Raw genomic sequence first — 13,098 nt, 5'->3', positions numbered from 1 at the left:
CATTAATGATACAGATAGTGCCGGCCGCTCGTGAGAAAACGGCCGACACATTCAAGCAACTGCCTGATAATCCCGAAATACGCCAATCAGTACGCCTTGGATCACAACTTGATCAGCGGGGTAGTACATGCTTTTTACATTAGCGTTTGCAGGGCGTAGCTCAATCACCCCAGTATCGTGAGGGTGATAGTATTTGAGCGTAGCCTCGCGCTGCTGCACTAAGGCCACAATAATACTCCCCGGGCGTGCAGTCTCCTGCTTGCGAATGACCACATAGTCCTCGTCAAAAATACCCGCGTCGACCATCGAATCACCACTAATGCGAAGCACGTAACGCCCCGCTCCGCAGAAGAATTTCGCGAGATTAACCTGCTTCTGATCCAGCACTGCCTCAATTGGCTTACCCGCTGCGATGCGACCAAGATACGGCAATGTACCAACATCTTCGTCATCATCGACATATTCATAAGCTGCCTTGCCTGATGACTCAAACAACTTACCCGCACGAATTAATGCATGCACATGCTTATGAACTGTGCTGCGACCGATCCCCAGATGATCTCCAACCTCTTCTAATGTAGGCTGACGCTGGTTGTTTCGGATAAATTCCTGAATAACCATCAACACATTTTGCTGCTTATTCGTTAACATGATTGTTTCCTTAAGTTTGCCCCTGCAAAAGTTATAGCGAACAAAAAGAAAACTTTCAAGCACTCATCAATATCTGCTAACTATTTACTCTAAATTTTATTTTAGATAGAGAGTACTTAACAAAACTGCTCAGATAGATTATATTAAATATACGGATGTCTACTGGGTCATTTGTCAGTGCTCGGGTTTCCCTTGAGCCTAATTATGCTACCCGGGAGCACTTGTGGAGTGGCTGTGCGCATGACCGTTTTTCGGTAAGCCTAATATCACTCTCATGGCTCCCACTTGAACCGTTGGTTCAAGGACAATGAGTTACAACGGCGACTTGGTTGCATCCACCTAATTCTAATCGGCCTGAGCTGCACTCAGCAGTATCAGGTCGATGATCCCTTCTGTTTCCCCTAAGTACGGCATAATAGTGAACTCAATCTCAGGGTATCGGGATCTCGCCTCACTAACCAGCTCTGGCACATCATCCACTACGTGGGTACCCGGTGCCAAAAAATAAGGCATAATCACAACTTGCTTCGCACCGCCATCGACTAAATTGGCAATACCTTGCGGAATAGAAGGCTCTGTTAATTCTAAGAATGCATGAGTAATCGCAGAAAAATCGGTTCCCGCCAAGCGCTGGCGAAGTTTTTCAGTTAAAGCTTCAATCGCGGCATTAGATGAAACTTTTCGGCTGCCATGGGCAACCAATAACAAGGTTTTCATAGATCAGAACTCGCAGGCTTCAGGAATTTTTTGCACACTGACCTTCGGATCAACCTCTTTTGCCCACTTAAGCACCGGAGCTGGCTCGCCAAATGGCTCATCATAGCCAATCCAGTACACCACCGCCCGCTGACGCTGCTCGGTATATCGGGCATCGTAACCCAAATACCGCACATACTCTGCATGTCGCCGCGCCTTATCCAGATTACTAAACACACCCAGTGCAATGGCGTTTTTATAAGGCCCACTGGCAATAATCGAGTAATCTTTGATGTTGTGAGTTTTAATATCGGCAACCACTTTTTCAGCCGCTTCACGGCTCTTTAGTTGCGGTAAGAACACCAGATATTGTTGAATTTGATCAGTTTGCTGTCGACGAATATTAACAGCAAAGCCGGCATCTGAGAGCCTATCCGCCACTAAGCGTGCGGTCTTTTCAACACTGAAGGGGCCAACGGTGAAGCACTGCGTATCAACCACTTTACCCAAATCATTCTCATTACCCGAGCTTAGCAAGGTAATCGTTGGAATATTAGGCTCGTTAATTGGTGGGCGCTGATCAAATACCAAGCTAAATAAATACACTCCAACAAAATAGAGAATATTTAGCGTGATAAGTGTGATGATCAGAATGCGCATTAGCAGTCCACAAATTGGGCCAAGCCCTGCAAAACCAGATGTGGCTGTAACTGGAATTTGGACTGCGCGTGCTCCGCAATCAACTCAGCATCACCGCCGCACAAGATACGGGTAACATGAATCTCTGAGCCAAAGCGGGCTTCAAGCTGATCTTGCATGCGCTGACAGATGCCTTCTATTGCACCCACTAATCCGTACAAACTTCCACTACCGATCGCTTGTGCAGTGTCTTTAGCAAAAACTTCAGGATGCTGTAGGCGGTGCTCATTGAGCTGATCTGCACGCTGTATCAGGCTATCCCCCCAAAGCCGCAGGCCAGGGATAATGACGCCGCCACTAAACTCACCGTCAGCGGTTAAACCATCAATGGTGACTGCCGTTCCACAATCGACAACAATGCAATGCTCATTAGGCAATAAATGATGCGCACCAACCAGCGCAACAAAGCGATCACTACCTAGAGTCTCAGGCAGTCGATATTGGTTCTTAACCCCATGTGCCTCTGCAACTGAGCCCGCCCAGTGCAGCTTGATGCCGCTTTGCTGACAAAGCTCGCGAACATCCGCCTCAAATCCTTTGCCACGCACTGAAACTAAGGCTAAATCAGTCACATCACTATGCTGCAGCAAGTGCTCATTCAGGCACTCTATGGCTTTACGTCCATCATAAGGTTCAGAGTGAAAGTCGGATAGACCACTTGCGCTGTAGACCGCTGACTTCAACCGGCTATTCCCCATATCCACCAGCAGAATCATTTCCAACGCACCGTATTAATGGCGGTACTGAATGGCCTTACTTCACCGGAAGGCAACTCGACCAACAGCTTACCATCAGCACTAACGCCGCGCGCCTTGCCCTGAAGTAATTCCTGGTTATCCATAAAACTGACAGCATGATCTCGGATCAGATCCCATCGACGCCAGTCTCGTAAAAGGTCTGCTGGCGACATATGCCCAAACTCCTCCATCGCCTCATAAAGTGCGTCTAACATCGCAATCAATAAATGATTACGGTTGACCGGCTTATCAAGTGCTTCACTTAAACTAACCCACGGCTGATCAATCCCAGCCCCATTTTGCATATTAATATTGAGGCCAATACCAACCACCAAAACCGGCGATAGATTACTTCCTTCAATCAGAATGCCGCCCATTTTTTGCTGTCGCCAGTACACATCGTTGGGCCACTTAATTCCATGCTCGCTTAAGCCGAATGTTTCGAGCGTCTTAGCCAGCACAATACCCACCCAAAGGCTCAATAAACCCAAATGGTCTGGTGGAGTTTCAAACTCCCAGCTATAGGAAAGGTAGATATTTTGCGCATCTGGCGATCGCCATTGATTTCCATGTCGACCACGGCCACCAGTTTGCTGCTCAGCAAGGCATACCAAGCGAGCTTCCGATTTATTTTTAAGGTAATTATTAGTCGAGTCGATGCGATCAAGCACCTGAATATCCGCCCATTGCTGGCGGCTATTTTGTATTAAAAATTCTGCGCTAATTCGTTCAGATTGCATTGGCAACGCCTGAGTCGTTATTATTTATTATCGCCTGCAACAGCGGACGGAAAGCCGAAAAGACCACCTAAGCTATCGACATTTTTGGCATACCAAAGCCTCACTCTTAAGCCCCAGCCAGTGGTTAAGCCCACTTCTTTGATTCGGATATTCCCCTTACCATCGATGACATAGCTGGCAGGTACAGCAGAGACCCCAAACAACTCAGCCAAACGGCCATCTTCATCAGGAATTGTCGTCCACCCTTCAAGTCCATGCGACTTAATATACTCAGATACTTCAGCCTTATCTCCAGACTGATAAGCCACACTCAGCACTGGCCAATCCTGACTGATACCGGTAATACTTTTCTCACTAAATTGGCAGAAGTCACACCAGCTAGCCCAGAAGTGAAGCAATAATGGCTCGCCTCGGTAGTCCTGAAGATTAACCAACTTGCCATCCATTGTAACTGCTTGAAAGTCTGGAGCCGGGCCAGAGGGCATATCACGCTGAAACCACATGCGTACACCGAGTACGATCGCTACAATCAGCAGCAATTCTACCAGCAGCCGTGACCAGCTTGTTTTCCGTTTTTTCACTACCGTTTGCGCCATTTGCCGCAGCACCCCCACGTGCCTATTAAGTCTAATCAGAGACTATCCAGCAGAATACTAGCATAAAACCCGCTGACAATAGCACGCAAAAAGGCCGCGACCTATCCGGAGTTACCGGACAAGCCTCGGCCTTTATTGGTGGAGCTATTCTGACTTATTCGAAAGTAACGGTTACTTTACCTGAGCCATTCAAACCACGACCATCATGCACACCATAGTAAAACTCATCAGTGCCTGTTGCTGTTGACAAGGCCGTATACTCAACCCAAAGTAACTCACCATTATTATCAGCCACTTTCGTAGTACCACCCTGCGAGCCACTCGTTACCTGATCTAACACCAGCGTATCGCCATCGGAGTCAAAGTCGTTATCAAGCACCTTGATCAGAACCGTAGCACCTGGAGCAACCGTTACAAACTCACCGGTAATAGTTGGATAGCTGACATTGCCATCGTTAGGGTCTGTCACACTAATTGTTGCGACTGCGGTTGCCGTACCACCATTACCATCAGAGATCTCATAACTAAATGAATCACTCACTGGAGTGGATGGCGGCGTATAAAACACCCGGCCTGCTCCACTCAGTCGAACAGAGCCAAAGGTTGCTGCGCCAACACTATCAACGACCAAGGTATCTCCATCTGCATCAACATCATTTGCCAACACATCTAAACGACTCTCAGCACCATTTATAGACTTTTGGAAGATATCCTCAACCGCATCTGGCTCAGTATTTGGGCCGGGCTCATTGTCGACAACATTGATCGTTACTTTAGCGGCATTAGTGCGACCATAAGCATCTTTCATCGCATACCAAAACTCATCTGTTCCTACAAACTGAGCTGGTGCGCTATACACTATCGTTCCACTTGTTGGCGTTGTTTTGCCACCCTTCTGCGAATAAGCATAAGTCTCATGGAACGACAAACCGGAACCGGTATCATTCGCAAACACTGCGAATACATTATCAGAAGAATTTTTATTGACGGTGTATGTATCAGAGCCAGCCGTTGGGTATGGCCCCATATCGACTACCGCACCATTAACGGTTACCGTAACCTTCGCGGCATTAGTACGCCCCTGATCATCGGTAATCTGATACCAGAAGCTATCCTCACCCTTTGAGTAAACAGATGGAGTGAAAACCAGTTGATTGTTATCGATTGAAGCAGAGCCACCTAAGGTAGTTACTGAGTTCACATCCGTTACTCGCAAACCACTACCCGTATCATTCCACAATGGGTTGATATAGATGATAGTGCCTGAAGTTGTGGTCGCGTAATCAGCACCAGCCGTTGGCCAAGGAGAGGTGGAAACAGGCTCAGTCACGGTAATTGTGACTTCAGCGCTATTAATTTGTCCGGCAGAATCTTTCACACCATAATGAAATTGACTCGTTCCAGTAAAACCTACCGGCGGCGTGTATACAACCTTGTTATTCAAAATCGCATTCGTACCTGTGCCATACGGACGTGGTGAATCGACTTCTTCGATAAACAGATTGCTACCACTGTCATTGGCTAGCACATCGATAGTGACTGGCTGGCCTTTCGTGGTGGTCGCAGCGTCCGCTACCGTAACTGGAAAGCTCACACCAGAGCCTGCGGTTACTTCGACTGTAATAAGTGCACTGGTAATCTGGCCATCGACATCTTTAATGCCATAGTTAAACTCAGTAGTACCAACAAAGCCATCAGGTGCGGTATAGGTCAACGTGGAACCATCAACCAGTACCGTTGCCCCTGAACCAAATGGTCTTGGTGAATTAATTTCTTCAATGAACAAGCCTTCGCCCGTATCATTCTCAAGCGGTTTAATCTGAAGTGTTTGACCGGAAGTCGTCGTATAACTATCAGCAACAGCAACCGGAAAGACCGCCGCTTGTGCAGAAGCACAGGCTAACGAGCTAAAAGTAATGGGCAGTACCAACCGTGTGACAAATTTCTTGTTATCTGGGGAGAACATATTGTTTTTCCTATGGCGTTCGGCGAGCCTTTTTATCTCACCTTTTTATATCCTGACAATCCAATGTCGGGATGACTATTCGAAGCGGGCTTACGAGATTTATTATCGCAACCTATCCATTTCCAAAAGCGCCCACTCATCCAGTTTTTTACTCCAGACCATCATCCTATCGGCCGATTAATACCGTTAATAATGGCTGATCATTAATTATCATTAAATCGAGCTAACGCATTGGCTGAATAATGACGATTAGAGTGATGCCGACTCGATTACCAAAGACTATCTCAGCCTCTGAAGTGAAGACTTAGCACCACACCATCCCCACTTAACAGATAAAGACTCCGCCACAGACCAAATACAGCGCCATTAATCGCCAATTGCTTAAAAATATAGCTCGAACAAATTCAATGCATTAATAGATATCGGTTTTTCGGTGAAAACTTGATATTCTCCACCGTTCAGAAAAAGATCATTCAGGTAATTGACGGTGACAGAAAAAACGACCGACTACAAAGCGACGCTTAATCTGCCAAGCACAGGTTTCCCAATGCGTGGAAACCTTGCAAAGCGTGAGCCGGACATGTTGCGCCAATGGGCCGACGATGGGTTATATCAGGCAATGCGCAAGCATGCTGCCGGACGGCCACGTTACGTGCTGCACGATGGCCCTCCTTACGCTAACGGCGATTTACACATTGGACATGCTGTAAATAAAATCCTGAAAGACATGATTACCAAAAGTAAGAATCTTGCGGGATTTGATGCGGCTTACGTACCGGGCTGGGACTGCCACGGTTTGCCGATCGAGCAAAAGGTTGAGCAGAAAGTTGGCAAAGTCGGCGTTAAAGTAGACGCCAAAAAGTTTCGCCAACTGTGCCGTGAGTTTGCGCTAACGCAGATTGATGGTCAGCGTAATGACTTTAAGCGCATGGGCGTACTCGGTGACTGGGACAATCCTTACCTGACGATGAACTTCGAAACTGAAGCGAACATCGTTCGCTCACTGGCTAAGATCATCGATAAAGGCCACTTGATGAAAGGCGAGAAGCCAGTCAACTGGTGTATCGACTGTGGTTCTTCATTGGCTGAAGCCGAAGTGGACTACGAAGAGAAGACCTCTCCAACAGTTGATGTGAAATACAACGTGGTTGATACCCAAGCGGTCGCCGCTAAATTTGGCGCAACGGTTGATGGCGATATCTCAGCCGTGATCTGGACCACAACGCCTTGGACACTACCTGCCAGCATGGCTGTAACGGTTCACCCGGACTTTACCTATAACTTGGTAAAAACTGAGCGTGGCTACCTGATTTTAGAGCCGTCTCTGCAACGGAGCTCTTTGGAGCGTTATGGCATTGAGTCTGCCGAAGTGGTTGGTAGCTGCTTAGGCCAAGATCTGGACTTAGTTCAGCTGGCACACCCATTTTATGATCGCGTATTACCGATCATCTTGGGCGATCATGTAACAACCGAAGGTGGTACTGGTGAAGTACATACCGCACCTGCTCACGGTGCGGACGACTACGTGGTTGGCCAAAAGTACAAGCTTGAAGTTTACAACCCAGTCGGCGGTGACGGTAAGTTCTTACCAGACACCCCACTGTTTGCAGGCTTAGATATCTACCAAGCCAACAAAGCGATCATTGCATTGCTGGAAGAAAACGGACAATTGTTGAATACCACAAAAATCCGTCACAGCTACCCTCATTGCTGGCGCCACAAAACGCCGATCATTTTCCGTGCGACACCTCAGTGGTTTATCAGCATGGAAAAACAAGGCCTTCGCCAGAAAACATTGGAAGCTATCAAAACAGTTCAGTGGATTCCAGGCTGGGGTATCGATCGCATCTACAAGATGATCGAGTCACGTCCTGACTGGTGTATCTCGCGCCAACGTTTCTGGGGTGTGCCGATTTCTTTGTTCGTACACAAAGAAACGCAGCAGCTGCATCCTGACACCTTAGCGATTATGGAAAAAGTCGCTCAAGGCATGGAAAAAGAGGGCATTGAGTACTGGCATAGTGTTGACGCTAAAGAGCTTATTGGCGATGACGCTGATGACTACGAAAAGGCGATGGACACGCTTGATGTGTGGTTTGACTCTGGCACCACGCATGAGTCTGTACTGCGCACCCGTGAGGAACTATCATTCCCAGCTGATATGTATCTGGAAGGTTCGGATCAGCATCGCGGCTGGTTCCAGTCTTCATTGCTGACGTCAATGGCAATGAACGGCGTACCACCCTATAAGAACGTGTTAACTCACGGCTTTACTGTGGATGCTAAAGGCAAGAAGATGTCGAAGTCGATCGGTAATACGATCGCACCGCAAAACGTCATCAACAAGCTGGGCGCGGATATCCTGCGTTTATGGATTTCATCATCAGATTACAGCCGTGAAATCACTGTATCGGATGAAATCATCAACCGTTCTGCGGATGCTTACCGCCGAATTCGTAATACGGCGCGTTACCTGCTATCGAACTTAAGTGATTTTAATCCGGAAACCGACGTATTGGCTCCGGAAGATATGTTGCCATTGGATCGCTGGGCTGTTGCTAAAGCAGCCGAAGTACAAGCGCGCATTACCGATGCTTATGCCAAAATGCAGTTCCATTTGGTTTATCAGGAAATGCTGCACTTCTGCTCCATTGAAATGGGCAGCCTATTCCTGGATATCACCAAAGATCGCCAGTACACCATGCCTGCAGACTCACAGCCACGTCGCTCAGCACAAACAGCGGCTTACCTGATTTTGCACGCACTAGTACGCTGGATGACACCGATCACCACCTTCACTGCAGAAGAAATCTGGAAGGAAATGCCGCACAATGCGGCGGATAAAACCCTGCCTTATGCGCAATTCAGCTTATGGTCTGATCAGCTGTTTACCTTGAATGACAATGACTTACTCAGCAATGACGAGTGGGCGACCTTATTCAAAGTACGCGAAGCAGTCAGTAAGCAACTTGAAACTCTGCGTGGCGAAGGCAAAATCGGCTCATCTTTGGATGCCGCTGTAACGGTTTATGCTTCAGGCGAGCACTTCGCCAGCCTAAGCAAGCTGCAACAAGAGCTACGCTTTGTGCTGATTACCTCTGGCGCTACGCTTGTCGAAGCGGACTCTGCTCCGGAAAATGCGGTGGCCATTAATGAGTTGCCCGGCATCTGGATTGAGTCACAAGCCTCTACCGATGAGAAATGTGTGCGCTGCTGGCATCATCAGCCAGATATTGGCATTGACCCTGAGCATCCTGAACTTTGTGGACGCTGTGTAAGCAACGTCAGTGGTGATGGTGAGGTACGACACTGTGCTTAAGTGGGTATGGATTTCCATTGTGACCGTGATTCTGGACCAGCTCACCAAGTGGGTCGCTGTCGCGAACCTCGATATGGGCACTCCTATTGCGGTCATCCCTCACCTGAATATGACACTGGCTTATAACTACGGCGCTGCATTTAGCTTCTTGGGTGACCAAGGTGGCTGGCAGCGCTGGTTCTTTGTCGTGCTGTCATTTTTGGTGAGTGCGTACATTCTGTACTGGTTGAAGAAGCTGGATCGTTCCGAGCGCTGGACAGCCATTGCGCTAGCGCTGGTTTTAGGTGGCGCACTCGGTAACGGCATAGACCGCTTGATCAGCGGACGGGTAACTGACTTTATCGACCTCTATGTTGATATGGATCTGTTCTTCTTGAATAACGGCCATTTTGCGATCTTTAATATCGCAGATATTGCCATTACTCTGGGCGCGATTTTGCTGGTGGTAATGAGCCTGTTCCTACCGGATACTGATGCCAGTAACGAAGACTCACCAAAAACCTGATCGACTATAAAAAAGTAAAATGATGGAACACCACACTCCATCATGTGTCAAAACCAAAGGCTCGCCACTATAACGATAAACATAGTGGCGAGCTTAAGGCGCATTCATATTGAATCGTGTAAACGTAAGCCTAAGCATAATAACTAAAAGACCACTTAAGCTGCTGTAAATCAATAACGCGGTATATTCGATTGCTGGGATTTCTCGATCCCGAGCTGAGACTGCATACCCGGGGGCAAATTATGCATTTTTCCAAAAAAAATGATCTTACCGAGAATGATGTAACCGATTACGAAATCTATAAAGACCGTCGGCGCTTCATGAAAACTGCTGCGGGAGTTGGCATTATTGCGACAACCGGCCTTGCCACCCACCACCTCAGCGCCAAAGCCGAGAATCCCACACCAATAATAATGCCTGGCGACAAGCTCACTAAATACAAAGACATCACAAGTTACTGTAATTTTTACGAATTCGGAACCTCCAAGAAAGATCCTGCCAAGCACGCCAAATCAATGATCACAACACCGTGGACAATTGATATCGACGGCGAATGCGATAATCCCGGCACTTACCTTCTAGAAGACCTTCTCAAATCAGTCACCATTGAAGAGCGAATTTACCGACTACGCTGTGTCGAAGGCTGGTCGATGGTTATTCCTTGGATGGGCTTCCCGCTAGCGGAATTAATCAAACGTATGAAGCCAAACTCCAATGCCAAATACGTTGGCTTTGAAACACTTTACGATCCTGACGTCATGCCCGGACAGCGCACTGATGAGCTGGAATGGCCCTACATGGAAGGCCTGAGAATGGATGAGGCAATGAACCCGCTGACACTCTTTTCCACCGGACTGTATGGCAAAGAGTTACTCAACCAGAACGGCGCGCCGCTACGCTTAGTCGTGCCATGGAAATACGGCTTTAAAAGTATCAAAAGCATTGTGCGCATTGTGTTTAGCGAAACGCAGCCACTGAATTCCTGGCAGATGTCATCGCCAACAGAGTACGGCTTTTATGCCAATGTAAATCCGGAAGTACCACACCCTCGCTGGAGCCAAAGCAGAGAGCGCCGCATTGGGGAGTTTAGAAAGCGTAAAACAGAAATGTTTAATGGTTATGCTGAGCAGGTCGCCGGAATGTATACCGGAATGGACTTGGCACGCTACTTCTAATCACACCGTGCAAATCAAAGAAAAAATCTTCGAGAACATCTTAGCACCGATAGCCTTTTTGCTATTGATGCTGCCGGTTGTCAGCATTATTTGGGGAGTCTATACCAACACTTTGGGTGCAAACCCACCCGAAGCCATTCTACGGATTACTGGAGACTGGGCGCTGCGTATATTGGTCATGGGACTAATGATTTCGCCAATTCGTCGCTTATTAGACTGGCCCCAACTGCTTTCATTACGCCGCATGTTCGGCTTATTTACCTTCTACTACACCAGCTTGCACTTTATTTGCTACTTCTGGTTCGACCTCAGCTTTGTACTTGAATTTCTCATCGAAGACGTTATTGATCGCCCGTTTATCACATTTGGCTTTGCTGCTTTCGTATTCCTGATTCCGCTTGTTATGACCTCTACCCGCGCTCAAATGCGACAACTGGGCAAGATTTGGGGATTAATTCACTTACTCGTTTATCCTACAGTCATATTCAGCGTGCTACACTTTTGGTTGCTGGTTAAATCTGACACGACAGAACCGCTCATCTACGCGGTCATCGTTACGCTACTATTCCTGGAAAGAATCTGGTGGCGCATAAGGGGAACGTAAAAAATCTCGGGTTCAGATTCCCATAAAAAAAATAATAACTACACAAAATGGCAATAAAAATATGAATAATAAAGCCTTGATCAGCTTATCGCTTATTGCGCTGTTTGGCCTTTCTGCCTGCAGCAATCAGCCACGTAATACGAAAGCCTATAGCAGTGTAAAACCGGCAGCCAAGCAGGTTACTAAATCATCTAAACCACGCTATGCAACAAGGCAGAATGCGCCGCAAGCTCAGGCGGCGCAATCGAAAATCAATACCGCATCAAACAGTTATGCTAAACAGCAGCAACTCAAAAAACAGCAACAAACGGCTGCAGCAGCCCGCCAAAAAGAACAGCAACGCCAGATGTATCACCGTAATTGGCAAGCTCAACAGCAAGCACAGAAGCAGGCCGCCGAGCAAAATCGCACGATGCAGTTAGCGGCTCAGGCACAAGCACAAATTCAGCAAAAACAACACGCCCGCAATGTTTGGCAGCAGCAACAGGCTCGCCAGATTGCACAACAAAGAGCCCAGCAACAAGCTCAGCAGCTTGCACAACAGCAGGCCCAACAACGTGCTCAACAACAGCAACTAGCGGCGCGCCAACAGGCACAGCAATACGCGATGCTATTACAGCAGCGTCCACAACAGGCACCACAAAGCAGAAACACCGGTATTTCAGGCTTATCTCAGGCTGAAATGCGTGCAATCGGTGACAAAATTTTCCTAAATGAGAGCGGTGGTGACATCAATAAGTTGGTGCATTGGAATGATGGTGAGAACTTTGCCTCAATGGGTATTGGCCATTTCACTTGGTACCCAGCTGGCCGCAGAACTCGCTATGGAAATACCTTCCCCGGCTTGCTGGATCATTTGAAAGCAAATGGCGTCAACTTGCCAGTATGGGTTCAGAGAGCTCGTCATCAGGGAGCACCATGGCGCACTAAAGGTGAACTGGGCAATGCCAAAGCCTCAGCTCAGATCAAAGACTTCCAAAACTTGCTGTATCAAACACGTGATTTGCAAGCTAGCTATATCTTTGAGCGTGCAAAACGTGCAATGCCAAAACTGGTTAAAACCGCACCACCACATTTGCGCCCGCTTGTGGCACAAAACCTAAACGCCGTGGCTAACACACGTGGTGGCTGGTATGCATTAATTGATTACGTGAACTTTAAAGGTGAAGGCCTGAATCGCAGTGGTGGTTATAAAGGACAAAACTGGGGCTTGTTACAGGTTCTGGAAAATATGCGCCCTAGCCAACCAGGCCAAATGGCACTGAACAACTTTGCAGACTCAGCGATTCAAACTTTGCAGCGTCGTGTTAATAACTCGAACCCTGCTCGCAATGAAAACCGTTGGATGCGCGGCTGGACTGTGAGAATTAACACTTACCGTCAACCATTTGTGATTTAATTTGCTGAGCG

Annotated in this window: 12 protein-coding genes and 1 other RNA gene; 6 read left to right on the top strand and 7 right to left on the bottom strand. The window is 47.6% G+C overall.

Features of this window, described 5'->3' with window-relative positions:
• Positions 1 to 51: 51 nt before the first annotated feature.
• Positions 52 to 651, bottom strand: a complete 600-nt coding sequence (gene lexA, locus LEUMU_RS0100365) for a transcriptional repressor LexA (protein ID WP_022950287.1) — start codon at positions 649 to 651, stop codon at positions 52 to 54.
• A gap of 156 nt (positions 652 to 807) precedes the next feature.
• Here lexA and ssrS point away from each other — a divergent pair.
• Positions 808 to 987: non-coding RNA, 6S RNA (gene ssrS / locus LEUMU_RS28455), on the top strand.
• A gap of 9 nt (positions 988 to 996) precedes the next feature.
• Here the strand turns inward: ssrS and LEUMU_RS0100360 are convergent.
• From LEUMU_RS0100360 to LEUMU_RS0100335, 6 genes are all read right to left on the bottom strand, one after another.
• Positions 997 to 1,368: a sirohydrochlorin chelatase gene (locus LEUMU_RS0100360; RefSeq protein WP_022950286.1), complete on the bottom strand. Its 372-nt coding sequence runs from the start codon at positions 1,366 to 1,368 to the stop codon at positions 997 to 999.
• Positions 1,369 to 1,371: 3 nt separating this feature from the next.
• Complete coding sequence (locus LEUMU_RS0100355) at positions 1,372 to 2,007, bottom strand: SPOR domain-containing protein (protein WP_022950285.1); 636 nt, start codon at positions 2,005 to 2,007, stop codon at positions 1,372 to 1,374.
• Positions 2,007 to 2,762 carry a type III pantothenate kinase gene (locus LEUMU_RS0100350; protein WP_022950284.1) on the bottom strand — a complete coding sequence of 252 codons (756 nt, stop codon included), beginning with the start codon at positions 2,760 to 2,762 and terminating at the stop codon, positions 2,007 to 2,009. Before LEUMU_RS0100350 ends, LEUMU_RS0100355 begins: the two co-directional genes overlap by 1 nt.
• Positions 2,759 to 3,523, bottom strand: a complete 765-nt coding sequence (locus tag LEUMU_RS0100345) for a biotin--[acetyl-CoA-carboxylase] ligase (protein WP_022950283.1) — start codon at positions 3,521 to 3,523, stop codon at positions 2,759 to 2,761. The genes LEUMU_RS0100350 and LEUMU_RS0100345 overlap by 4 nt, the downstream gene beginning before the upstream one ends.
• A 20-nt stretch (positions 3,524 to 3,543) precedes the next feature.
• Positions 3,544 to 4,119, bottom strand: coding sequence for a redoxin domain-containing protein (locus LEUMU_RS23945; RefSeq protein WP_051155937.1), 576 nt, complete (start codon positions 4,117 to 4,119; stop codon positions 3,544 to 3,546).
• A gap of 154 nt (positions 4,120 to 4,273) precedes the next feature.
• Positions 4,274 to 6,085, bottom strand: a complete 1,812-nt coding sequence (locus tag LEUMU_RS0100335; RefSeq protein ID WP_022950281.1) for an Ig-like domain-containing protein — start codon at positions 6,083 to 6,085, stop codon at positions 4,274 to 4,276.
• A 547-nt stretch (positions 6,086 to 6,632) separates the two neighbouring features.
• Between LEUMU_RS0100335 and ileS the strand changes: the two genes are divergently transcribed.
• The 5 genes from ileS (at position 6,633) to LEUMU_RS29000 (ending at position 13,087) form a co-directional block, all read left to right on the top strand.
• Positions 6,633 to 9,404, top strand: a complete 2,772-nt coding sequence (gene ileS / locus LEUMU_RS0100330) for an isoleucine--tRNA ligase (RefSeq protein WP_051156087.1) — start codon at positions 6,633 to 6,635, stop codon at positions 9,402 to 9,404.
• Complete coding sequence (gene lspA / locus LEUMU_RS0100325) at positions 9,397 to 9,909, top strand: signal peptidase II (RefSeq protein WP_026744360.1); 513 nt, start codon at positions 9,397 to 9,399, stop codon at positions 9,907 to 9,909. The genes ileS and lspA overlap by 8 nt, the downstream gene beginning before the upstream one ends.
• Positions 9,910 to 10,151: 242 nt before the next feature.
• A complete protein-coding gene (gene msrP, locus LEUMU_RS0100320; protein WP_022950278.1) occupies positions 10,152 to 11,084 on the top strand; it encodes a protein-methionine-sulfoxide reductase catalytic subunit MsrP in 933 nt (310 codons plus the stop codon).
• Between the two features lie 7 nt (positions 11,085 to 11,091).
• Positions 11,092 to 11,688, top strand: a complete 597-nt coding sequence (locus tag LEUMU_RS0100315; protein WP_022950277.1) for a protein-methionine-sulfoxide reductase heme-binding subunit MsrQ — start codon at positions 11,092 to 11,094, stop codon at positions 11,686 to 11,688.
• 61 nt (positions 11,689 to 11,749) lie between these two features.
• The gene (locus LEUMU_RS29000; protein ID WP_022950276.1) at positions 11,750 to 13,087 is read left to right on the top strand and encodes a hypothetical protein; all 1,338 of its coding nucleotides are present in this window, start codon (positions 11,750 to 11,752) and stop codon (positions 13,085 to 13,087) included.
• Positions 13,088 to 13,098 lie beyond the last annotated feature (11 nt).

It is taken from the genome of Leucothrix mucor DSM 2157 (genome assembly GCF_000419525.1).
GTDB lineage: Bacteria > Pseudomonadota > Gammaproteobacteria > Thiotrichales > Thiotrichaceae > Leucothrix > Leucothrix mucor.
The sequence above is the reverse complement of the archived record's forward strand: the minus strand, read 5'-3'. Positions and strand labels throughout refer to the sequence as shown.

Coding starts and splice junctions, on each gene's coding strand:
- LEUMU_RS0100355 (WP_022950285.1), bottom strand. CDS start 2,007: ATGCGCATTCTGATCATCACACTTATCACGCTAAATATTCTCTATTTT.
- LEUMU_RS0100350 (WP_022950284.1), bottom strand. CDS start 2,762: ATGATTCTGCTGGTGGATATGGGGAATAGCCGGTTGAAGTCAGCGGTC.
- LEUMU_RS0100335 (WP_022950281.1), bottom strand. CDS start 6,085: ATGTTCTCCCCAGATAACAAGAAATTTGTCACACGGTTGGTACTGCCC.
- ileS (WP_051156087.1), top strand. CDS start 6,633: ATGCGTGGAAACCTTGCAAAGCGTGAGCCGGACATGTTGCGCCAATGG.
- LEUMU_RS0100360 (WP_022950286.1), bottom strand. CDS start 1,368: ATGAAAACCTTGTTATTGGTTGCCCATGGCAGCCGAAAAGTTTCATCT.
- lexA (WP_022950287.1), bottom strand. CDS start 651: ATGTTAACGAATAAGCAGCAAAATGTGTTGATGGTTATTCAGGAATTT.
- LEUMU_RS0100345 (WP_022950283.1), bottom strand. CDS start 3,523: ATGCAATCTGAACGAATTAGCGCAGAATTTTTAATACAAAATAGCCGC.
- msrP (WP_022950278.1), top strand. CDS start 10,152: ATGCATTTTTCCAAAAAAAATGATCTTACCGAGAATGATGTAACCGAT.
- LEUMU_RS23945 (WP_051155937.1), bottom strand. CDS start 4,119: ATGGCGCAAACGGTAGTGAAAAAACGGAAAACAAGCTGGTCACGGCTG.
- LEUMU_RS29000 (WP_022950276.1), top strand. CDS start 11,750: ATGAATAATAAAGCCTTGATCAGCTTATCGCTTATTGCGCTGTTTGGC.